Here is a 21,178-nt window from a genome sequence, read left to right on the forward strand (position 1 = left end):
GTGGCTGGGCGTAGTCTTTCGACTCCTTCCCCCCGGAGACGAACAATGAATACGCAGCAGGTAGCCGCAAGGCTGGTCGAGTTGTGCAGGGCCGGAAAGTTCGACGAGGCGCAGCGTGAGCTCTACGCCGACGATGCGGTGAGCATCGAGCCGGAGGGCTTGCCGGCAGGCGCCCTGGGCAACGTCAAGGGACTGGCGGCCATCCAGGAGAAGAGCCGCAAGTTCAACGAAAGCGTGGAGACCTTCCACAGCGTGTCGTGCAGCGATGCCGTCGTCGCCGATGGCTGGTTCAGCGTGGCCCTTGGCCTGGATGCAACGTTCAAGGGCATGGGCCGCATCGACATGCGCGAGATCTGCGTGTACCGGGTGCGCGCTGGGAAGATCGTGCACGAACAGTTCTTCTACGATGTCGAGGCGCCTGGGACTTGATGCGTTGCATCTGGCGCGTTGCGCTTGCCCGGATGGCTCGAAAAAATGGCCCCGCTTTCGCGGGGCTTATTTCTGTCTTCCGTTGATCCTGAAGAGTCCGCCCGATCCGGGTGAGGCAGCCAGCGCCTCATCGCTCAGCCGGGCACGCGCCGTGGTGACGTACAAGGCACCATCGGGCCCGATGCAGACACTGCCGACATGCGGTGCCGGCACGCGAACGCGCTGGACGCACGCACCATTGGGCGCGATCCGCACCAGTTCGCCTGCGCCCCACATCGCCACCCAGAAGTTGCCCTCAGGCGTGATCGCCATGCCGTCTGGCTTGCCCGGCAGGCCAAGGAAGTCGGTGACGATGACGGGCTCACCAAGGGCACCAGACGCCGCATCGGCCGGATAGGCGAGTAGCGTTCGCGCGAGCGTGTCGATCACGAACAGCGTGCGCTCGTCGTCGGAGAACGCCATCCCGTTGGCGACACCGAGACCTCCGGCCACCTTGCGCGCCGGCGCATCCGGCAATGCGGCATGAAAGATGCCACCGCGCCCTGTCAGTACGCCCCGGTGCATGGTGCTGCCCCACAGACCACCGCGGCGGTCGATGACCAGGTCGTTGAGGCGACATCCGGCACCGGTGTCGATCACAGGGCCGCGCGCGAGGACCGCTCCACCGGCTGCGTCCAGTCGCACGAACGCATCCTCGCCGTTGCCCACCAGTGATCCGTCGGGCATCACCCCCAGCGACCAGACCGGTTCTGGCATCGATGCTTCGGTCCAGTCACCGCTCGATGGCGTGAATGCGAGCAGCCGCTTTCCAATCGGATCGACCCACAGCACGCGATCGCCCAGGACTACTGGCCCTTCGCCGACCGTCGCCCTGGTGTCGCAGACGAGTTCAACCGTCGGAGGCAAGGCGCGCGACGTCGCGGCGACCCACTCGCGTGCACGTGCACCGACTGCGTCCGCACTGCGGCCTGGCTTGTACATGTCGGACCCGGTGCCGAACGCCATCGCACCCGCAGCGAGCAGTGACGGCACCGCGTCTGGACTGACTCCACCGACCGCGATCAACTGCACCCCGGCAGGCATCACCGCCTTGATCCCAGAAAGCGTGGAGGCATTGGCAGGGAACGCCTTGAGATGACGCGCGCCCGCTGCGATCGCCGCGAACGCCTCGCTCGCGGTTGCAAAGCCCGGCAGCGGCAGCATGCCGTGCGCCAGGCTGGCGCGGATCACATCGGCATCCGTGTTTGGCGCGACGCAGAACTGGCAGCCGGTGTCGACGAGTCGCTCGACATCGGTGACGGTCAGCACGGTGCCGGCACCGATGGCCATGCGCTCGCCGAAATGCTCGCGCAGCAGGCGGATGGTGGTGAACGGGTCGGGCGAGTTCAGTGGGACTTCCGCGATCGTCACCCCGGCGTCCAGCAGCGCGGTCGCGACCGCAACCGACTCCGCTGTGGTGATACCGCGCAGGATCGCGATGATCGGCGCCTTGTGCAGGCGCGCGTCGAACTCCGCGGTGAAGGTGGCAAGGTCGGGCTTCATGCCGGCAGCGCACCCGTGTGCAGTGCATGCATCGTCGCGAAGCCCTGGACGATGGCCTCGCGCGACTCCACTGCATGGCTGTCAATGCCAAGTTCCTTCAGTGCGGCCGCATACATCGCGCACACCGGGCCGGTGCCGACCAGCGGAATACTGGCCTCCGCCAGCTCGGGGAACAGGGCACGCGCATCGGCGACCTCCGACCCGATCAGCAAGCCTCGCAGATACGAGGCGCCCTCGCTGCGCTTGATGTCGTCGCGGATGACCGCCGCACGCGCTCCGAACAGCAGCGTGCCCAGGCCGGTATCGCGACGCACGCCGGCGCGTACGCCGTCGAAGAACGCAGGACTCACATGCGCCGGACCGTCGACGATCGACGCCAGCAGGCCGGCCGCGGTGAGCCGGTCGAAGATCTCGCCCGACATCGCCGTCGAGAATTCGCGGACGCGACCGCCGTCCATGCGCACCCATTTGGTGTGCGTGCCCGGCAACGCGACGATGCCGGACTGCGGCAGGCGCCGGGACACGAGCAGGCCAAACAGCTCGGTCTCCTCGCCGCGCATGATGTCGGAGGCGTTGTCGCGCATGCGGCGGCAGGCCAGGCCCGGGACGATCCGGACCTCGACATCGCCGATATGCGTCTCGCGCAGCGCCTGCGCGAGTCCGCCGAGCGCGACGGGACACTCGACGTACCCGGCATCGATCCAGCCGATGTTGGAACCGATCATGCCGCAGGCATAGACATGCGAGACGCCCGGCCAGCGCACTGCCACGCTCGCCATGTGGTTCACCATGCCATCGCGGCTCATCACGGCAATGCCGGCCGGGGCTTCCATCGCGTCGACAACCTTGCCTTCGGCGTCGATCAGGTAGGCGCGGAAGTTCGAGCTGCCCCAGTTGATGCCGACGATGCAGCCTTGCGTGCGCTTCTGGTTCATCTGCTTCTTGACGTGGGGACGGGGGTGGCGAAGCTCAGCGCCTGGTGACGCCTGCGCCGCCGTCGACCGGGAACACGCCGCCGGTGATCCAGCCGCTGCGCTCGCTGGCCAGGAACCACGCCAGTTCGGCGATGTCCTGCGGCGTTCCCAGGCGTCCGAGTGGGTGGCGCTGGATGTTGCGTTCGCGCGCGAGCACCGGGTCGGGTTCGCGGTCGAAGGACGATTGCAGCATGGCGGTGTCGATCGATGCCGGCGCGATCGCATTGACGCGGATCTGCCACGGCGCCAGTTCCAGCGCGGCGGTGCGAGCCAGCTCCTCCAGCGCCGCCTTGGAGCTGGCATAGGCGGCAAGCGTCGGCGTCGCGAAGCGGGCGTTGATCGAGGTGAGCAGGACGATGGAACCGCCACCGCGGTCGCGCATGTGGGCGGCGCAGTGCCGCATGAGGCGCGCGGCGGCGATGACGTTGACCGCGTAGGTGTCGGCGAACAGGTCGTCCGCCGAGTCCATCAGCGTTCCGGGCGGACAGATCGCGGCGCAGTGGACCAGCACGTCGGCCGGGCCCAGCGCCGTTTCCAGTGCGGCGACGGCGGCGTCGATGGCCTTGGAAGAACGCAGGTCGGCAATGGCCGTCGCATCGGCCGCCGGTGCAGGGTGCAGGTCGAGTGCCGCGACCCGCGCCCCGTCCTCCTGCAGCCGGCGGGTGACGGCTGCGCCGATCCCGCCGGCGGCCCCGGTCACCAGGGCCACCTTTCCCGTCATGCTGCCTTCGCTCATTCCGCGACTCTCCGCCTGATCGAGGTACCGCGATGACTCAGAAGCGGAAAGTCACCGTCGCCTTGTAACCGCGACCGAACACCACGTTGGTACGCAGGCCCTCGTCATACCCGTCGAAGGTCTTCTGCTGGCTGTCGAGCAGGTTGATGCCGTCGAGCTGCAAGGTGAGGCGGTCGTTGAAGTCGTAGCTTACCGTGGCCGACAGGTCCGAATAGGTGTCGTTGTAGATGCCGGTCGCCGCGGCCGACAGTGCGACCAGGTACTCGTCGCGCCAGTTGTAGGCCAGGCGGGCACTGAACGGCCCCTGCTCGTAGTAGCCGATCAGGTTGGCGTTGTTCTTCGACAGGCCCGGGAAGGCCATCTCGTTGCCGTTGATGTCGGTGATCGGGGTCTTGGAGTCGATGTAGGTGTAGGTGGCGACGACGCCGAAGCCACCGGCGATCGGCACCTGCGCCAGCAGTTCCAGGCCCTGGATGGTGGCGCTGTCGCCGTTGACCTTGCGGTTGATCAGGAAGTTGACGCCGCCGTAGGACTCGGCGCTCTGGCGCTGGACGATGAAGGTCGACACGTCCTTGTAGAACAGGCCCGCCGAGAGCATGCCCTCGTCGCTGTAGTACCACTCCAGCGACAGGTCGTACTGGTCAGCCTCGAACGGATCCAGTCCCGGCGCGCCGCCGGTGCCGGTGCCCGGGGTGATCTGCACGCCGTTGTCGAACACGGCATTGTTGTTGAGCGAGACGCCGTTGTTGAGGTCTTCGGTGTTCGGGAAGGCGACCACGCGGGCGGCACCGCCGCGTACGACCAGGCTGTCGTTGATGTCGAGCTTGACGATGCCCGAGGGCAGCCAGTAGTCATCGTTGCGGCTGAACACCGTCGGCTGCGGCGAGCCGTTGGGGTTGATCAGGTTGCCGGTCGAATCCATGTCGCGACCGACGTAGCGCAGGCCGACGTTGCCCGCCAGCTGCATGCCGCCGACGGCGCTGTTGATGTCGAGCTTGGCGTAGGCCTCGGTGAAGTCCTCGGCGATGTTGAACGTGCCGGCGTAGGCCAGCGTGTTGTTGGCACCGTCCAGGCACTGCGGGTTCTGCGAGATCGACGGGAATGCGGTGAACGCGGCGCAACCGGTGAAGGCATCGCGCGTGGCGGCCAGGAACGCACGCGGCAGGCCGGCGAACTCGCCGCTCATGAAGTCGTTGTTGCTATGGACTTCGAGGAAATCGCCGAGCTGGTTGGCCGGAAGGCCACCGGCCGGACGGATGTCCGCGCGCAGCGGGTTCTGGGTGGTGTCGAGCGAGCTGTAGCGCGCGCCGAAGTTCAGTGCCTGGATCGCCGAGTCATCGAAGTCCCAGGTCCAGTCGGTGCGTGCGGCGGTGGTGTCGGTCTCGGCACGGTAGCGGTTGTCGAACAGGATCGACAGGCGCAGCTGGTTGGGGTCGGTGATGTCGATGCCGCGGACGTTGAAGCTGCCGAAGTCGCCATTGGTCAGGTCGAAATCGACCAGCGAGGTCAGGCCGACGACCGGCTGCAGGCGCATGTAGTTCTGGTGGTACTCGGCGCTGGAGCTGCCGTAGGACACCTCCGCCGAACCGCCCAGATGGCCTTCGCCACGGAACGTCGCGCGCAGCGCGCTCGACCAGACCTCGGCGTCGATGTCGGCGATCTCGGTGTTGACCAGGACCGGACCGGCCGACGTGCCCTTGATCAGGATGTCGTGCGGCGAGTACACCGCGTTCGACAGCGCCGCGCTGGGGTTGAAGGCGATCCAGTAGCGGTCGCGCTCGGCATCCTGCTTGGAATAGAAGGTGTCGGCGGTGAGCTCGACGCCGTCGGTCGGGCGCCACTGCAGGACGCCGCTGATGCCGTACTTCTCGCGGCTGTCGTTGATGTCCTGCGCGCGCATGTCGGTGCTGCCAAAGCGCGTGCGCGCCGGCGTCACCGTGGTGTCGTTGAAGCGGGCGTAGCCGGAGAACGTGTCCAGGCCCTGCTGGACGACGTCGTACTTGCTGTACGTCGCCGAGATCAGGCCACCGAAGGTCTTGTCGCTGTTGCGACCCGACAGCAGCGTGAACACTCCGCCGCCGCCATTGCCACCGAGCTCGTCATAGCCGGCTTCGGCGGTGACCACATTCTGCGCCGCGTCGCCGGCAAGCGGCTTGCGCGTCTCGATGTCGATGATGCCGCCAAGCGCGCCGGCGATCTGGTCCGAGCCGGCAAGCTTGGTCACCGACAGGCGCGATATGAGTTCCGACGGCACCAGCGTCAGCAGGCCGTAGGTCGACGTGTTGAGCTGGTCGAGGCCGTTGCCGCCGCGTCCGGTCGCGTCGACGATCTGGCGGCCGTTGTAGAGGATCACGTTCTCGCGCAGGCCGCGCACCAGGATGTCGCTGCCCTCGCCCATGCCGCGCTCGAGCTGCACGCCGGCCACGCGGCCGAGCGATTCGGCGACGTTGGTGTCGGGCAACTTGCCGATGTCGTCTGCCACGATCGCGTCGACGATCTGGGTCGAGTCGCGCTTGATGTCCTTGGCCGCTTCCAGGCTGCCGCGGATGCCGACCACCGTGACCTGGTCCAGCGTCCGCGGTTCGTCGCTGGCGCTGGTGGTCTGGGGTGCCGGTGCCGCCGCTTCGGGTGCGGGGGTGGTCTGCGCTGCCGCGGCCATGGAGGCCAACAGCGTGGGTGTAATCAGTGTGGACAGAATCGTTCGACGAAGCTTGCGCATGAACCGGGCCTCCCCCCGAAGTCATTGCTGGGTCTTGTTTGCGATACGAACTGCTTGCGTTGTGTGGCTAATATAGCAATATATGTCCTGCGCAAAGCAAGGGTTTTTGCAGATAAATCGTTGCTGCAGCGCAATAAATGCCAGATTTCAATCGGTTGGACTGTAGCCCTGGTAGCAACGTCCAGCCACATTCCGCAGGCGGTACGCAACGGGGGAGCAATGAGCGAATCCACAGGGAAGGCAATGACAGGTGTCGAGTTGAGAGGCGAGTCCTTGAGAGGAGCGTCCTTGAAAGGGGCGTCCTTGAAAGGGGCGTCCTTGAGAGGGGCGTCCTTGAGAGGGGCGTCCTTGAGAGGGGTGTTCCCGATCCTGCCCACGATCTTTGAAGACAGCGGCGCGATCGACTTCACCGGTACGCGCGCGGTGCTTGAGTACATCCTTGCCGCGGGCGCCGACGGCATCGTGTTCCCCGGCCTGGCCAGCGAATACGACATGCTCAGCACTGATGAGCGCCTGCAGATGACGGTGAAGCTGGGCGAGTGGATCGCCGGTCGCGTGCCGTTGGTGATCGGCGCCAGCAGTGCCGACCCCGAACTGGCGATGCAGTTCGCGCGCGCAGGCGCCAAGGCCGGCGCGGTCGCGTCGATGGTGCTTACGCCGCACCGCCACGCCAAGAACCGCCAGGCAATGGCCGACTACTTCGCGGCGATCCACGAAGCCAGCGGCATCCCGGTGATGCTGCAGAACGCGCCTGCACCGATGGGCGTGGGCCTTGCCGTGGATGAAGTCGCCTGGCTGGCCGAGCAGGTGCCGGGCATTCGCTACGTAAAGGAAGAAACCCAGCCATCCGGCCAGCGCATCACGCAGTTGAGCGAGCGTGCGGGCGATGCCCTCGATGCGGTGTTCGGCGGCGCCGGTGCGCGCTACGTGATCGACGAGCTGGTGCGCGGCGCCAAGGGTACGATGCCTGCCTGCGAAGTCACCGAGGTGCACGTGGCCATGCTCAAGTGTTTTGCCGATGGCGACATCGATGGTGCACGCACGTTGTTCGAACGCAGCCTGCCGCTGCTGAGCGTGCAGGCGGTGTTCCGCTGGCGGCTGACCAAGGCGGTGCTCAAGCGCCGCGGACTCATCGCCAGCGATCACGTGCGCGCGCCCGGCCCTGCCCTGGATGCATTCGACCAGAGTGAAGTCGATGCACTGCTGGCACGCATCGCCGACCTGGTTCCGCTCGATCGCGTGCCGGGAGCGACCGCCGCATGAGCGCCGTGCGCAGCGTAGAGACCTTCATCGTCACCGTGCCGCGCGACACGCCGTACCTGGGCCCGCTTGGCCCGGGCGAGCGTGTCAACGAGCGCGGCTATGTCGTGCGCAAGGGCAACGGCACGATCTATCCGTCCGTGGACCGTTCGGTCGTGGTGCGCATCACCACCGACGACGGCGCGGTCGGCTGGGGCGAGACCTACGGCATCTGCGCGCCGCGTGCGGTCTGCGAGATCGTCAACGACCTGCTCGCACCGGAACTGGTTGGCCGCGAGCCAGACGACGTCGAACAGATCTGGGACGACCTGTACGGGCTGATGCGCGTGCGCGGCAGTTTCGGCGGCTTCTACGTCGACGCGATTGCCGCACTCGACATCGCACTTTGGGATCTGCGCGCACGCGCGCAGAACCAGCCGCTGTGGCAGCTTCTCGGCGAGCGCCAGCGCGAGCGGGTGCCTGGATACCTGTCGGGCCTGCCGGCCGCGACCGTTGCCGGTCGCGTGGAGATGGCCAAGGCGTTCCAGCAGCAGGGCCATGACGCCTTCAAGATCCATGCCGTGGTTAGCAGCGAGGGCATCGTCGAGGAGGCCGCGGCGTTGCGCGAGGCGCTGGGTGACGACGCCGAACTGATGGTCGACCTGCACTGGAAGTTCGATGCCAACCAGGCACTCACCGTGATTGATCACCTCGCGCCGTACCGCCTGCAGTTCGTCGAGGCGCCGGTGAAGCCCGAGGACGTCAGCGGCCTGGCGCGCGTGGCGCGCGAAGGTGCGATTGCGGTTGCGGCCGGTGAGGAATGGCACACCGAGTACGAAGCGAAACTGCGGCTGGACGCGAACGCGGTGCGTTATATCCAGCCGGAGATGGGCCACACCGGCATCACCCAGTTCCTGCGCATCGCGCGACTGGCAGAAACCCATGGCGTGGCCATCGCCCCGCACGCGACGATCGGCACCGGCATCTTCCTTGCCGCGAGCCTCCACGCCTCGTCGGTCGTTCGTGGCCTGTGGCGCCACGAGTGGCAGCACTCGGTGTTCGCCCGTTCGCTGGAACTGCTCGACACCGACATGGACTACGCCGATCGCCACTACCGCCTGCCGACCGGCCCCGGCCTGGGCGTCACGCCGGGCGACCGCTTCTGGGATTACGCCGTCGGCGTCGCCTGAACGACGTTGCCGTCGAGCGACTGGACCAGGCGCGAATGCCGCGCCTGACGCACCGCCAACCATGCCAGCACCATCGCGATCGGATGCAGCATGGCCATCAGCACGAAGGTGCGATCGAACTGGTGCCCGGCGACGAGCTTGCCCACCACCTGCGTCGACAGCATGCCGCCCAGGCCGCTGCCGGCGCCGATGAAGCCGAACACGGTGGCGATGTAGCGACTCGGATACAGATCGACCACCAGCGTGCTGATGTTGATCTGGAACACCAGGTGGGCGAATGCCACCAGCGAGGCGATCGCGAACAGGATGGTCAGTGGCGGATGGAATGCCGCGATCAATCCCAGCGGCGCGAGTATCGCCGCACCGGTCATGGCGGTCAGGCGACTGCGCACCGGCGTCATGCCGCGCTTGATCAGGCCACTGGAGATCGCACCGCCGCCGATGCTGCCGACGTCGGCCGCCAGGTACACCAGCCACGCCAGTGAGGCGACCGCGACCAGGGTCATGCCGCGCTGGTCGTTGAGGTACTTGGGGAACCAGAACAGGTAGAAGTACCAGACCGGGTCGGCCACGGCGCGCGACAGCACCAGCAGCCACATCGTGCGGTCGCGCAGCAGGTTGCGCCACAGCGAGCCTTCGCCCTTGATCGGCGCGGCGTCAGCGCTGGCGGGTGTGGCGGCGGCGGTCTCACCGCGCGGCTTCGACGGAAAGATCCACCACCACGCAATGATCCACAGCAGCCCGACCGCACCGGTGGTGATGAACGCCCAGCGCCAGCCGAACACCACCGCGATGCCACCGATCAACGGCGGCGCGATCGTGGCGCCGACCATCGCACCGGCGGTGTAGATGCCCAGCGCCAGTCCGCGTTCCTGCGGCGGGAAATGTTCGGAGACGACCTTCGATCCGACGGTGTAGTTGCCCGGCTCGCCGAGGCCCAGCGCGAAGCGCGCCGCGCCGAGTTCACCAGCGGTGCGCACCAGACCGGTGAACAGGTTGGCGATGGACCACCAGCCCACGAACAGCGCCAGTGCCACCTTCGACCCGAGCCAGTCGGTGATGCGGCCGGCCAGCAAGTAGGCCACGGTGTAGGCGAACAGGAACATCTGGACCACGCGCGCATAGGCCGGGTCGTCCATGCCCAGATCGCGCTGGATGGTCGTGGCCAGGATCGAGAGCGCCTGGCGGTCGAGATAGTTGATGACGGTGGAGACAAACAGCAGGGCGAGCAGTGCCCAGCGGACGCGGGCCGATCCTTTCCAGTTCACTGAAGTACCGCCCGCTCCCCGAGGTGTCGCTGGACGGTATTGCTAATTTAGCAACACGTCAATCTGCGCCGCATCATGCCCGCGGCGCACGCCTCAGCCGATCTCCTTGACCGCCTCACGCAACGCGGCGACCAGGTCGGCAGTCGCCGACTCCGGGATCCAGCCCGACATCGCGATGCCCGCATGCACCGGATCGCCCATGGGCACGGCGACGATGTGATGGTCGCGATCGTCGGCGACGTGGATGCGCGCATAGCCATTGGCGCGAGTGACCTGCAGCGTGGCCAGCAGCGACTCGATGCCCTCGGGGAACATCGGGATCTCGTGCCCGGCATAGAGATCGCGCACCTCCTCGTCGGACAACTGCGCGAGCAGCACGATGCCGATACCGCTGGTCGTTGCCGGCAACAGACCGATGCGCCCCAGACCGCGCGCGGCCTCGATCCCCGGCGGCGCATGGAACAGATAGCTGACACTGTGATTCCACAGCACGCCCAGCGCGACGGTATGCCCGAACCGGCGCAGCTCCTCCAGCACCGGCAGCGCGCGCCGGATCAGCCCGGACGCAAACAGACTCTGCGCCGCCAGCACGTGCATGCCCGGCCCAGCCGTGTACTTGCGGTTGGCCGTCTGCCGCGCGATGCCCAGGTAGGCCAGCGTCTTGAGCAGCCGATTGACCCGGGTCGGATTGGCATCGAGCTGGCGCGCCAGCTCCCGGCAACCCACGGGCTCGGGCGAGGACGCCAGCGCCTGCAGCGTGGCGATCCCGTCGATCAGGCTCTGGTTGGGCTGCGCGTTGGGCTTGGCTTTCATCCGTTCAGGGTACCGGCGAACGCGCCCCGGCAACAGATGGCTGCTATATCCGCAACGAAAGTGGCGCCACTGCGCTTGCCCGCGTCCAACCGAAGACCGGGAAACGAATGGCCGAAGCGTCGTCCGGCAGGCTGGGGAGTGCTCCGCAGCGGGACATGGATGTCCCGCGCCCCGCATCGGACAAGGATGTCCGACTAAGGGGCGGAGCACTCCCCAGCCTGCCGGACGGCGCCACAACGAAACCTGCCCCCAACGCCCCACAACGAAAAAGCCCCGCTTTCGCAGGGCCTCTTCTTCAACACATGCAACCAGCAATCAATCGATATCGAGGAAGCTGCGCAGCTGTTCCGAACGGCTCGGATGACGCAGCTTGCGCAGCGCCTTCGCTTCGATCTGGCGGATACGCTCACGCGTCACATCGAACTGCTTGCCGACTTCCTCGAGGGTGTGGTCGGTATTCATGTCGATGCCGAAGCGCATGCGCAGCACCTTGGCTTCCCTCGGCGTCAGGCCGGCGAGCACGTCGCGGACCGTCTCGGTCAGGTTGATGTTGGTGGTGGCCTCGACCGGGGACTCGATGTTCGTGTCCTCGATGAAATCGCCCAGATGCGAATCCTCGTCGTCGCCGATCGGGGTTTCCATCGAGATCGGTTCCTTGGCGATCTTCATGACCTTCCGGATCTTGTCCTCCGGCATGTCCATTTCTTTCGCCAGCTCTTCCGGAGTCGCCTCGCGGCCGTACTGCTGCAGCATCTGGCGGCTGATACGGTTGAGCTTGTTGATCGTCTCGATCATGTGCACCGGGATACGGATGGTGCGCGCCTGGTCGGCGATCGAACGCGTGATCGCCTGGCGGATCCACCAGGTCGCATAGGTCGAGAACTTGAAGCCGCGGCGGAACTCGAACTTGTCCACGGCCTTCATCAGACCGATGTTGCCTTCCTGGATCAGATCGAGGAACTGCAGGCCACGGTTGGTGTACTTCTTGGCGATCGAGATCACCAGGCGCAGGTTGGCCTCGACCATTTCCTTCTTGGCCTTGCGCGCCTTGGCTTCGCCATAGGCCATCTGGCGAGAGATGTCCTTGATGTCGGCCAGCGTCAGCAACGAAGCGGTTTCCACCGCGATCGTGGCTTCCTGCTCGGAGATGATCTGGTCCTTGACGTCACGCAGGCCCGACGACCACTTCTGCTTGCGCTTGAGCAGCTCGTCCACCCACTCCAGATTGGTCTGGTTGCCTTCCCAGGCGCGGATGAAGTCCTTGCGCGGCATCTTGGCCACGCGCGTGGACAGGTCGAGAATGCGGCGCTCGTGATCCTTGATCTTGTTGACGACCTCGCGCAGGTTGCGCACCAGCACGTCGGTCAGCGGCAGCGGCAGCTTGAAGGTGACGAACACCGCGGCCATGTCCTCGCGAAGCTTCAGCGAGGTCTTGTGACCCGCGCCGTGCTTGGCGTGCGACTTGAGGAACTTGTTGTAGTGGTCGGCCAGGGCTTCCATGCGCGAAGCGACTTCGACCGGATCCGGACCGCTGACAACCTCTTCGGTTTCCTCGGCGACCGGTGCCTCTTCCTCGTCGTCATCGACTTCGGCGTCGGGATCGGCAACCACGACCGGGGCCGGCGGCTCCGGCACGTCGTCGAGGTGATCGTTGAAGCCAACGATAATTTCAGCCAGGCGCTTCTTGCCCGCCTTGTGCTGTTCGTAGTCTTCGAGGATCGAGGCGATGGTCGCCGGGAACACGCCCAGGGACGCCTGGACCTGGCCCAGGCCTTCCTCTATACGCTTGGCGATGGCGATTTCGCCTTCGCGGGTAAGCAGTTCGACCGTACCCATTTCGCGCATGTACATGCGCACCGGGTCGGTGGTGCGGCCGCCTTCGCCATCGAGCGCGGTCAGCGCTGCGGCAGCTTCTTCGGCGGCGGTATCGTCGACTTCACGGTTGCCCGTGCCGCCGTCTGCGAGCAGCAGAGTTTCGGCATCGGGGGCCACTTCGTGGACCTCGATACCCATGCCGTTGATCATGCCGATGATGTCTTCGATCTGCTCGGCATCGACGAGGTCGTCGGGCAGGTGATCGTTGACCTCGGCATAGGTCAGGTAGCCCTGCTCCAGGCCCTTGCTGATCAACTGCTTGATATCGGAGGAGGGGGGCTGACGTTCGTTGGCCATGTGCTGCGCCACCGCGCTATGAGAGGGTTGGGAACGTTCCAGTATATCAGGCCGGAGGGGTCGGGGCCGGACTCAGGAACGGAGAAGGAAGGTGACCGGGCCGTCGTTGACCAGGCTGATCACCATATGGGCACCAAAGCGCCCCGTTTCCAGCCCCCCTGTGTGTTTTTCCCTGCAGATTTCGACCAGCCTGCTGAACAAAGGTTCAGCCAGCTCCGGCGCCGCGGCAGTACTGAAGCCCGGACGCATCCCGCTGCGTGTGTCGGCCGCCAGGGTGAACTGGCTGACCAGCAGCAACCCGCCGCCGGTGTCCGCGAGGCCGAGGTTCATTCGGCCGGCCCCGTCCGCAAATACACGGTAACCAAGGAGCCGGTCGGCCATCCGCTGCGCCTGCGCCTCGCCATCGCCCGGCTCGACCCCGACCAGGGCCAGCAGGCCCGGCCCGATCGCGCCAATGGTCTCGCCTTCGACCCGGACGGCCGCTTCGGTCACGCGTTGAATCAGAGCCAGCATGCAGTGATGGATGCGCCGTGGTGGAAGAGGGTTCGCGGGGCTGTTGTAGCCTAAGGCGTGGTCCGGGCGGAAGCCCGGAGCGCGCCCCTCCTCGCCGAACGACGCCATGACCGGCCTTGCCGCCCGCCTGCCCGCCCGCCTGTTGTTCGCCTTCGCCGCCCTGCTCGGCCGCCTGCCGTGGCCGTGGCTGCTGCGCCTGGGCGACGCCCTCGCGGCGTGGTGGAGCTGGCGCGACGTGCGCGAAAGCCGGGTGGCGCGGATCAACCTGGAGCTGGCCTACCCCGACCTGCTGCCGGCCCAGCGCAACGAGCTGCACCGGGCGATCCTGCGCACCACCGCGCGCCAGGTGCTGGAAACGGTGCGCCTGTGGACCCGGCCGCACGCCGAGAATCTCGAGCTGCTGCGCGAGCAGCACGGTACCGGGCTGATGGACGCCGCCATCGCCGCCGGTCGCGGCGTGATCATCGCCGCGCCCCACCACGGCAACTGGGAGCTGCTCAACCAGTGGCTGGCCTGGCGCACGCCGCTGGCGATCCTGTACCGGCCGCCGGAGTCGGCGGTGGTCGAGGCCTTCCTCAACCTGGTCCGTGCCGATGCCGGTCATGACGACAGTGGCGACGGCGAGCGCGTCACCCAGGTCCGCGCTGAAGGGCCGGCGATCCGCCAGTTGTTCAAGCGCATCAACGACGGCGGCGTGGTCGGCATCCTGCCCGACCAGCAGCCCAAGGCCGGCGACGGCGAGTTCGCACCGTTCTTCGGCGTGCAGGCACTGACGATGACGTTGATCGGCCGCCTCGCGGCACGCACCGGCGCCACGGTGCTGTTTGCCTGGTGCGAGCGCGTCGACACCCACACCGGCCACCCGGGTTTCGCCCTGCATATCGAAGCGGCGCCGGCGGCGATGGCCGATCCCGATCCGAAGGTGGCCGTGGCCGCGCTCAATGCGGCGGTCGAGCACATCGCCCGGCGCGATCCGGCGCAATACCAGTGGACCTACAAACGCTATACGCTGCGACCGCCGGGCTCCGGGGAAGAGAATCCGTACTGGAAACGCTGACCAGACAGGCTTCGCCGGCGTACCCGTGACACTTTCACTGGATGGCCATGCTCACGCCCGATTCGACGCACACCCCGCCCGTCCCTGCCGCCGCTGCCGCTGCCGTGGCCGACTGGCAACCACTGCCCATCCGTGCCCGCGCCCTGTGCCTGCTGGGTGCCCTGCCGCTGGCGATCCCGTTCGCAGTCGCCGGCTTCATCCTGGCGCGGGTGCTGGAGCTGCCGGTTTTCATCGGCCTGCTTGCGCTGGTGCTGGGCGTGGCGCTGGCGTTCTGGATCGGCCTCAAGCAGTACCGCTACACCTTCTGGCGTCTCGACGACGATGGCCTGGCGATTCGCCGCGGCAACATGTGGCAGCGCGAGACGCGCGTCCCGGCCACGCGCGTGCAGCACCTGGACCTCAAGCGCGGGCCGCTGCAACGCAGGCGCAACCTGGCGACGCTGATCGTGCACACCGCCGGCACCCGACACAGCTCGGTGGCGGTGCCGCACCTGGACGCCGACGACGCCGAGCGCCTGCGCGACCGGCTCGGGCGCCAGATCGACCACGATGACGACCTGTAACCGGCGCCGATGAACGGACCCGTGACCGCTTCGGAACCCGAACGCCGCCTGCATCCGATGTCGTGGCTGTTCGTGCTGCTGCAGCAGCTCAAGCAGTTCATCGTGCCGCTGCTGATCCTGCTGTTCCTCAAGCGCGGCGACCGCAACGAGTTGTGGCCGCTGATCGGCGTCGCGGTGCTGGTGGTGACTTCGCTGTGGCAGTACTTCACCTACCGCTATGGCGTCGCCGGCGACCACCTGGTGGTGCGCAGCGGGCTGCTTGAACGCAGCCTGCGGGTGATCCCGTTCGCGCGCATCCATAACGTCGCGCTGCAGCAGACGCTGCTGCACCGGCTGTTCGGCGTGGCCGAAGTGCGCCTGGAATCGGCCGGCGGCGCCAAGCCCGAGGCGCAGATGCGCGTGCTCAGGCTCGACGATGCGCTGGCGCTCGAATCGCTGGTGCGGCGTCGCGGCCAGGCCACCGCGGCCGATGCGCCGGTCGAAGAACCCGCGGTCGACACGCTGTTGACCCTGCCCGTGGCGGAAGTGCTGCGGCTGGGGCTGGTTTCCAACCGTGGCCTGATCCTGGTCGGCACGGGTTTCGCTGCGGCGGCGCAGTTCAGCCCCAAGCTGATCCCGAACCTGTTCGAAGCCGTCGGCATGCGCCTGTTCGGCTACGCCGGCGAGCATGGCTTCGGTCCGCTCGAATACGCGGCGGCGGGTCTGGCGGTGCTGGCCCTGTTGCTGGGCGCGCTGCGGCTGCTGTCGGTGGCGCTGGCCCTGATGCAGTACTTCGGTTTCCGCCTGAGCGAACAGGGCCGCCGGTTGACCGTCGAACGCGGCCTGCTGGCGCGCTGGCGCACCAGCGCCTCGCGTCGCCGCATCCAGGCCTGGACCCTGCACGAAGGCGTGCTGCACCGCCTGCTCAAGCGTCGCAGCCTGGAAGTCGACACCGCCGTGGCCGAGGAAGGACGCCAGCAGCGCGCGCTGCGCGAGCTGGCCCCGATCGCCACGCCGGCCGCGTGCGATGCCCTGGTCGAGCACCTGCTGCCGCGCGCGAAGTGGTCACATCTGGACTGGCAGCCGCTGCCGGCGTCGAGCTGGTGGCGGCTGTTCCTGCCTTCGGTGCCGTTCGTGCTGGCGGTAGCGATTGCATTGGCGATCAAGTTCGGCGCCTGGGGCCTGCTCGCGCTGCTGTGGTTGCCGTGGTCGGCATTCAAGGCGCGGCGCCACGCGCAGCGCGCCGCCTACGCGGTGGGCGATGAGCTGATAGCGATCCGCGAAGGCTGGTGGACCCGGCACTGGCGCTTCGCCGAGCTGGACAAGTTGCAGGCGCTGCAGCTGACCCATTCGCCGATCGACCGCCGCTGCGGCACCGCGACACTGTGGCTGGACACCAGCGGCGCCGGCGCGATGGCGCCACCGTTGCGCGTGCGCTTCCTGCCCGAGGCAGAGGCGCGGGCGCTGTATGCCCGGCTCGGGCGGACCCTGGCGCAGCGGCCGCTGCGCTGGTGATGCGGCCCGCTCAGGGACGCCAGTAGCCCAGTTCGCGGCGGATCTGCAGCGCGCGCCACAGCGACGACAGCGGCTTTCGCCGCAGCGTGCCGAGCTCACCGTCGAGCAATGCCTGCGTGGCGGCCAGCACGCGCTCGGACGAGCGCCCATCGCGGTACGGGTGGATCGAATCGGCATAGGCCGACAGCGCAGCGAGCAGCGCCGGCTCCGGCGCGAACGCGCGATAGAGCATCTCCGGCAGCCGCGACGGATCGTCGAAATCGAGCATGTGCGGTTTTGGCGCGCGATTGCGGAACGTCACCACCGGCTTGCGCTGCACGACGAACTCGGAGACCACCGAGGTGGTGTCGGCCAGCAGCACGTCGGCGGCGCGCTGCGCGGCGACCAGCTGTTCGGTCTCGAAGAAGGCCGCATTGGCGCCGGCCAGCGAGCGATAGCGCGCGAAGAGTTCAGGCGGACACTTGGGGTGCAGGGTCAGCAGCCAGTAGCGGTCGCCCTTGGCCACCTCTGCCGCGATCGCATCGAACAGGTGCGGCGCCGCGCTCAGGCGCTCGGTGAATGTGGAGGCGAACATGACGACCAGGCGCGAACCGGCCGGCGCACGCAGGGCGGCGGCGGCGCCGTCGTCATCGCGGAACAGCGGATCGAGCTTGGGCCAGCCGGTCTCGACCACGGCGAAGTGACCGGCCTGCACCGCCAGCGCCTGGAACGGCGCGGTCGTCGCCGGGCCCTGGGTGCAATAGAGGTCGAACAGCCCGCGCACGCGGAAATGGCCGCGCTCGTCCGAGCGCTTCTCGACGTTGAAGCCATGGAACAGCTGCACCTTCGCCCCGGAGACGAACGGAGGCACCCAGTTGGCGGCGCTGAACACCGCCCGCGGTTTCAGCGCGACCGCCTCGTGCAGGCCTATCATTCGCACCGGCGCCGGCAGTTCGGCGCCGGCGGCGCCGTCCACGAACCAGGCGTGCACGCCGTGCCCGGCGGCTTGCAGCGCCTGCGCCAGCGGCTGCAGGATGGGCAGCGCATAGCGTTCGCTCGCGAACAACAGGTAATCGGCCATCAACGCTTCCTCCAATACGCCATCGATGCAGGACACGCCGGAGACCGCGCCCCACACGCGTGGCGCGCGCTCAGCATGCCCGCTGTCGGCCTGCATTATTGCGTTCAACGAGGCCGACCGCATCGGCGACTGCATTGCCTCGCTGGCGTTCTGCGACGAAGTGGTCGTGGTCGATTCGTTTTCGACCGACGCCACGGCCGAAATCGCCCGCAGCCTCGGCGCGCGCGTCATCCAGCGCCCTTTCGAAGGTTTCCGCAGCCAGAAGCAGTTCGCCGTCGAGCAGGCCGCGCACGACTGGGTGCTGTGCCTGGATGCCGACGAGCGAGTCAGCGATGCCCTGCGCACCTCCATCGAGGCCGAACGCGCCGGCGCCTTCGGCGATGCGGCCGGCTTCCGCTTTGCCCGCCTCAGCGAGTACTTCGGCAAGTTCCTGCGCCACGGCAACGCCTACCCGGACCGCGTCCTGCGCCTGTTCGACCGCCGCCGCGGCGGCTGGCGCGGCACCCGCGAGGTGCACGAGGCCGCCAGCGTCGACGGCCCGGTGCGGACCCTCGCCGGCGACCTGATCCACTACCCCTACCGCTCGCTCGAGCAGCAACTGCTCAAGACCCAGCGCTACGCCCGGATGATGGCCGAGCACGACTTCGCCCGCGGCAAGCGCGCCACGCTGACCGGCCTGGTGCTGTCGCCGGCATGGCGCTTCTGGCGCGGCTACCTGCTGCGCGGGGGCTTCCGTGATGGTTGGCACGGCCTGGTCTACGCCTACGTCCGCGCCAACTACGTGCGGCAGAAGACGATCATGTTGTGGATGCTGCACAACGGCCAGGCCGTGAGTGGACCGGACCGATGAACGCCATTGCCCCACCGCGCGCCAGCGTCGTCATCACCACCTACAACTGGCCCCAGGCGCTGGAGCTGGCGCTGGAGGCCCTCGCCCGCCAGGACACGCTCCCGCACGAAGTCGTGGTCGCCGATGACGGATCGCGCGAGGACACCCGCGCGATGCTCGAACGCGTGGCCCGTGACTTTCCGGCGCCGCTGCGCCACAGCTGGATCGAGGACCGTGGCTTCCGCGTCTCCCTCGCCCGCAACCGCGCCATCGCCGCAACGGGGGGCGACTACGTTCTGCTGCTCGACGGCGACATGCTGCCGCACCCGATGTTCGTCGGCGACCACCTGCAGGCGGCCGAGCCCGGAAGCTTCGTCCAGGGCATGCGCGTGCTGACCAACGAGGAAGGCCGCGACCGCCTGCTCAATCGCGAAGTGGCGCAACTGGGTTTCTTCGACCGCGGCCTCACTCGCCGCCGGCACACGCTGCGCCTCCCGGCGCTGGCCGCGCTGTCGCTGCGCAGCACGCGCGGCCAGAGCGGCAGCGCGATCAAGACCTGCAACCAGGGCTGGTGGCGCGACGATCTGGTCACGCTGAACGGTTTCGACGAGCGCTACGAGGGCTGGGGCCGCGAGGACAAGGACCTGGCCGTGCGCGCGTTCCATGCGGGGCTTGAGCGTCGTTCACTGCGCTTCGCTGGCCTGGCCACACACCTGTACCACCCCGAGCGGCACGAAGAGGGCGCGAGCCCGAACGATGGCCTGCTGGCCGAAACCCGCGCCAGTGGCCGCATCCGCAGCGTGCAGGGGCTGGACCGCCATATCGCCGAGTTCGCGGCGCATCCGCTCCCGGATCTGCGCCGCCTGGGTTGATGCGCCTATTGACAGTTGGCCGCCGCCGAGCCCGGCACCAGCGTCCATCCGCGCCGGTTGGCATTGCCCATGTGCTGCGCCTTCCCGCTGTCGATGCACTTGGCCAGCGCCACGTCCTGCACCAGCAACCAGCGCGTCGCCGGCGATTGCCGCTGCCAGGCAAGTCCGCGCCGCATCTGCTCGTCGAAGTCGACCTTGAAGCCGAACTCGGCGACCTTGCGGTCGGCCATCAGCAGGTTCTGCTCGCGCCACGCCACCAGGCCCAGTTCGGCCTGCGGCCCGATCCGCTGGCCGATGTCGGTCATCAGCCCGCGGGCCGACGAGGAGTCGTTGAGCAGCGGCGCGATGGCCAGCCCGAAGCACACCCACAGGCCGGTCAGCGTCGCCAGCGTGGCCACGATCGGGCGCGCGCGTCCGAACCACAACAGGCAGGCGACACCGAAGAAACCGACCGCCGTGATGCTGGCCGCAAGCGCCGTGGACACGTCTTCGATGGAGCGCTCGGCGACGAAGCGGCGCTCGAAACCCGGATCGCCCAGCAGCATCGCCAGTCCGCCAATCAACAGGCCGCCGGCGAGTACCGCGGTGAATCCGTAAGCCAGACGCCGCACGCCCTTGCGCCGGATCAGTCCCGGCAGCAACGGCCCCAGCGCCAGCGCCATCATCGGCAGCGCCGGCAGGATGTACATGTCGCGCTTGCCGCTGGGCAGGGTAAAGAACACCAGCACCAGCAGGCACCACGCCAGCGGCAGCAGATAGCGCGGATCGCGCCGGCGCAGGCGCCGCCACCACGCCGGGATCGCCCACGGCAGCACCAGCACCGTCGGCAGCCACATGGTCAGGACCACTTCGAGGAAGTACCAGGCCGGCTGGCCGTGATCCCACGACGCGCCGTAACGCTTGGCCGTCTGCCGGATCAGGATGTCGTCGATGTAGGCACGGTATTCGGGCCCGGAGTTTCCGAGCCCGGCGATCAGCATCGGCACCAGCCACACGCACGCGGCCAGCACGAAGGCGAGCGGACCGAGCCAGAACTTCGCGCGGCCGGCATATACCTTCACGTCCCAGCCGCGCAGCGAGGCGATGCCGGCGGGGATCAGCATCAGCAGCGCGATGAAGCCCACGCCCTTGCTGATCGTGCCCAGCGCCGCGGCCGCCCAGCCGAGCATCCACATCGGCCAGTTGGGGCCCACGCTCCCACCGGACGTGCTTCGCGCGACCTGCAACACATGCCGCAGCAGCCCGTAGTTGGCCAGCGTGATCCAGAACACCACCAGCGGATCGATCTGCGCCTTCTTCGACTGCCAGGTGAACTGCAGCGCGAACAGCAACGCGTATCCGGCGTACAGCCCGACCCGGCGCGTCCACAAGCGGCGGCCCAGGTCGACCACGCACCACAGCGTGCCCAGCGCGGCCAGCAGCGACGGCAGCAGGAAGGCGACGCGCCAGTTGCCGAACACCGTGTAGGCAAGCGCCTGCAACCACATGAACAACGGCGGCTTGTCCGAATACAGCTCGCTTCCGCGGTGCGGGAACAGCCAGTCCCCGCTCTCGATCATGTGCTTGGCGACGAGCGCGAAGCGCGGTTCGTCGGCCGGCCACGGGTCGCGCAGGCCAAGGCCGGCACCGAGCACGAGCACGGCGATGATCCAGAACAGCGTGGTGTCGTTGCGCCAGGTCGGGCGCGCGGCGATCGGCTTGAGCATGG

The 21,178-nt window shown here is 67.7% G+C and carries 18 protein-coding genes and 1 pseudogene; 9 read left to right on the plus strand and 10 right to left on the minus strand.

All coding sequences use genetic code 11. The annotated features are described in order from the left end of the window. Positions 1-45: 45 nt before the first annotated feature. Positions 46-429 carry a SnoaL-like domain-containing protein gene (locus AB4Y64_RS05155; RefSeq protein ID WP_441815375.1) on the plus strand — a complete coding sequence of 128 codons (384 nt, stop codon included), beginning with the start codon at positions 46-48 and terminating at the stop codon, positions 427-429. 66 nt (positions 430-495) lie between these two features. Here AB4Y64_RS05155 and AB4Y64_RS05160 read toward each other — a convergent pair whose 3' ends face one another. From AB4Y64_RS05160 to AB4Y64_RS05175, 4 genes are read right to left on the minus strand one after another with little or no spacing between them, the layout of a single operon-like run. Continuing rightward, positions 496-1,971 carry a 2-dehydro-3-deoxy-6-phosphogalactonate aldolase gene (locus tag AB4Y64_RS05160; protein ID WP_441815376.1) on the minus strand — a complete coding sequence of 492 codons (1,476 nt, stop codon included), beginning with the start codon at positions 1,969-1,971 and terminating at the stop codon, positions 496-498. Continuing rightward, on the minus strand, positions 1,968-2,906 hold the full coding sequence (locus AB4Y64_RS05165; RefSeq protein ID WP_441815377.1) for a 2-dehydro-3-deoxygalactonokinase: 939 nt from the start codon (positions 2,904-2,906) through the stop codon (positions 1,968-1,970). The genes AB4Y64_RS05160 and AB4Y64_RS05165 overlap by 4 nt, the downstream gene beginning before the upstream one ends. Positions 2,907-2,940: 34 nt before the next feature. After that, positions 2,941-3,681 carry an SDR family NAD(P)-dependent oxidoreductase gene (locus AB4Y64_RS05170; protein ID WP_441815378.1) on the minus strand — a complete coding sequence of 247 codons (741 nt, stop codon included), beginning with the start codon at positions 3,679-3,681 and terminating at the stop codon, positions 2,941-2,943. A 37-nt stretch (positions 3,682-3,718) separates the two neighbouring features. Next, on the minus strand, positions 3,719-6,400 hold the full coding sequence (locus tag AB4Y64_RS05175; protein WP_441815379.1) for a TonB-dependent receptor: 2,682 nt from the start codon (positions 6,398-6,400) through the stop codon (positions 3,719-3,721). Positions 6,401-6,643: 243 nt separating this feature from the next. Between AB4Y64_RS05175 and AB4Y64_RS05180 the strand changes: the two are divergent. The 3 genes and pseudogenes from AB4Y64_RS05180 to AB4Y64_RS05190 all read left to right on the plus strand — a co-directional run. Beyond that, a pseudogene (locus AB4Y64_RS05180) lies at positions 6,644-6,745 on the plus strand (pentapeptide repeat-containing protein); the annotation flags it as partial. Between the two features lie 12 nt (positions 6,746-6,757). Then, the gene (locus AB4Y64_RS05185; RefSeq protein WP_441815834.1) at positions 6,758-7,663 is read left to right on the plus strand and encodes a dihydrodipicolinate synthase family protein; all 906 of its coding nucleotides are present in this window, start codon (positions 6,758-6,760) and stop codon (positions 7,661-7,663) included. After that, positions 7,660-8,829, plus strand: a complete 1,170-nt coding sequence (locus AB4Y64_RS05190) for a mandelate racemase/muconate lactonizing enzyme family protein (RefSeq protein ID WP_441815380.1) — start codon at positions 7,660-7,662, stop codon at positions 8,827-8,829. The genes AB4Y64_RS05185 and AB4Y64_RS05190 overlap by 4 nt, the downstream gene beginning before the upstream one ends. Here AB4Y64_RS05190 and AB4Y64_RS05195 read toward each other — a convergent pair. The 4 genes from AB4Y64_RS05195 to dtd all read right to left on the minus strand — a co-directional run bounded on the left by AB4Y64_RS05195 (position 8,808) and on the right by dtd (position 13,595). Continuing rightward, complete coding sequence (locus tag AB4Y64_RS05195; RefSeq protein WP_441815381.1) at positions 8,808-10,097, minus strand: MFS transporter; 1,290 nt, start codon at positions 10,095-10,097, stop codon at positions 8,808-8,810. The genes AB4Y64_RS05190 and AB4Y64_RS05195 overlap by 22 nt on opposite strands. A 93-nt stretch (positions 10,098-10,190) precedes the next feature. Further along, entirely contained in the window at positions 10,191-10,910 is a 720-nt protein-coding gene (locus tag AB4Y64_RS05200; protein WP_441815382.1) for an IclR family transcriptional regulator, read from the minus strand. Between the two features lie 315 nt (positions 10,911-11,225). Next, complete coding sequence (gene rpoD / locus AB4Y64_RS05205) at positions 11,226-13,094, minus strand: RNA polymerase sigma factor RpoD (protein WP_441815383.1); 1,869 nt, start codon at positions 13,092-13,094, stop codon at positions 11,226-11,228. Between the two features lie 60 nt (positions 13,095-13,154). Further along, entirely contained in the window at positions 13,155-13,595 is a 441-nt protein-coding gene (gene dtd / locus AB4Y64_RS05210; RefSeq protein WP_441815384.1) for a D-aminoacyl-tRNA deacylase, read from the minus strand. 106 nt (positions 13,596-13,701) lie between these two features. On the opposite strand from dtd, the gene AB4Y64_RS05215 reads away from it, so the two are divergent. The 3 genes from AB4Y64_RS05215 to AB4Y64_RS05225 are packed head-to-tail and all read left to right on the plus strand — an operon-like array spanning position 13,702 to position 16,709. Next, complete coding sequence (locus tag AB4Y64_RS05215) at positions 13,702-14,652, plus strand: lauroyl acyltransferase (RefSeq protein ID WP_441815385.1); 951 nt, start codon at positions 13,702-13,704, stop codon at positions 14,650-14,652. A 47-nt stretch (positions 14,653-14,699) separates the two neighbouring features. After that, entirely contained in the window at positions 14,700-15,215 is a 516-nt protein-coding gene (locus AB4Y64_RS05220; RefSeq protein WP_441815386.1) for a PH domain-containing protein, read from the plus strand. A gap of 9 nt (positions 15,216-15,224) precedes the next feature. After that, on the plus strand, positions 15,225-16,709 hold the full coding sequence (locus tag AB4Y64_RS05225) for a PH domain-containing protein (RefSeq protein WP_441815387.1): 1,485 nt from the start codon (positions 15,225-15,227) through the stop codon (positions 16,707-16,709). A gap of 10 nt (positions 16,710-16,719) precedes the next feature. Here AB4Y64_RS05225 and AB4Y64_RS05230 read toward each other — a convergent pair whose 3' ends face one another. After that, positions 16,720-17,772 (minus strand): CDP-glycerol glycerophosphotransferase family protein, encoded by a 1,053-nt coding sequence (locus tag AB4Y64_RS05230; protein WP_441815835.1) that lies wholly within the window; start codon positions 17,770-17,772, stop codon positions 16,720-16,722. A 22-nt stretch (positions 17,773-17,794) separates the two neighbouring features. On the opposite strand from AB4Y64_RS05230, the gene AB4Y64_RS05235 reads away from it, so the two are divergent. Both AB4Y64_RS05235 and AB4Y64_RS05240 read left to right on the plus strand, forming a co-directional pair. Then, positions 17,795-18,619, plus strand: coding sequence for a glycosyltransferase family 2 protein (locus AB4Y64_RS05235; protein ID WP_441815388.1), 825 nt, complete (start codon positions 17,795-17,797; stop codon positions 18,617-18,619). Next, the gene (locus tag AB4Y64_RS05240; protein ID WP_441815389.1) at positions 18,616-19,470 is read left to right on the plus strand and encodes a glycosyltransferase family 2 protein; all 855 of its coding nucleotides are present in this window, start codon (positions 18,616-18,618) and stop codon (positions 19,468-19,470) included. The genes AB4Y64_RS05235 and AB4Y64_RS05240 overlap by 4 nt, the downstream gene beginning before the upstream one ends. Positions 19,471-19,475: 5 nt before the next feature. On the opposite strand, the gene AB4Y64_RS05245 is transcribed toward AB4Y64_RS05240, so the two are convergent. Beyond that, the gene (locus AB4Y64_RS05245; protein ID WP_441815390.1) at positions 19,476-21,176 is read right to left on the minus strand and encodes an ArnT family glycosyltransferase; all 1,701 of its coding nucleotides are present in this window, start codon (positions 21,174-21,176) and stop codon (positions 19,476-19,478) included. Between the last annotated feature and the right edge of the window lie 2 nt (positions 21,177-21,178).

Origin of the sequence: Lysobacter sp. TAF61 (genome assembly GCF_052113485.1) — a bacterium.
In the GTDB taxonomy this organism is placed as follows: domain Bacteria; phylum Pseudomonadota; class Gammaproteobacteria; order Xanthomonadales; family Xanthomonadaceae; genus Lysobacter_J.

Coding starts and splice junctions, on each gene's coding strand:
- AB4Y64_RS05155 (WP_441815375.1), top strand. CDS start 46: ATGAATACGCAGCAGGTAGCCGCAAGGCTGGTCGAGTTGTGCAGGGCC.
- AB4Y64_RS05160 (WP_441815376.1), bottom strand. CDS start 1,971: ATGAAGCCCGACCTTGCCACCTTCACCGCGGAGTTCGACGCGCGCCTG.
- AB4Y64_RS05165 (WP_441815377.1), bottom strand. CDS start 2,906: ATGAACCAGAAGCGCACGCAAGGCTGCATCGTCGGCATCAACTGGGGC.
- AB4Y64_RS05170 (WP_441815378.1), bottom strand. CDS start 3,681: ATGAGCGAAGGCAGCATGACGGGAAAGGTGGCCCTGGTGACCGGGGCC.
- AB4Y64_RS05175 (WP_441815379.1), bottom strand. CDS start 6,400: ATGCGCAAGCTTCGTCGAACGATTCTGTCCACACTGATTACACCCACG.
- AB4Y64_RS05190 (WP_441815380.1), top strand. CDS start 7,660: ATGAGCGCCGTGCGCAGCGTAGAGACCTTCATCGTCACCGTGCCGCGC.
- AB4Y64_RS05200 (WP_441815382.1), bottom strand. CDS start 10,910: ATGAAAGCCAAGCCCAACGCGCAGCCCAACCAGAGCCTGATCGACGGG.
- dtd (WP_441815384.1), bottom strand. CDS start 13,595: ATGCTGGCTCTGATTCAACGCGTGACCGAAGCGGCCGTCCGGGTCGAA.
- AB4Y64_RS05215 (WP_441815385.1), top strand. CDS start 13,702: ATGACCGGCCTTGCCGCCCGCCTGCCCGCCCGCCTGTTGTTCGCCTTC.
- AB4Y64_RS05220 (WP_441815386.1), top strand. CDS start 14,700: ATGCTCACGCCCGATTCGACGCACACCCCGCCCGTCCCTGCCGCCGCT.
- AB4Y64_RS05225 (WP_441815387.1), top strand. CDS start 15,225: ATGAACGGACCCGTGACCGCTTCGGAACCCGAACGCCGCCTGCATCCG.
- AB4Y64_RS05235 (WP_441815388.1), top strand. CDS start 17,795: ATGCAGGACACGCCGGAGACCGCGCCCCACACGCGTGGCGCGCGCTCA.
- AB4Y64_RS05240 (WP_441815389.1), top strand. CDS start 18,616: ATGAACGCCATTGCCCCACCGCGCGCCAGCGTCGTCATCACCACCTAC.
- AB4Y64_RS05245 (WP_441815390.1), bottom strand. CDS start 21,176: ATGCTCAAGCCGATCGCCGCGCGCCCGACCTGGCGCAACGACACCACG.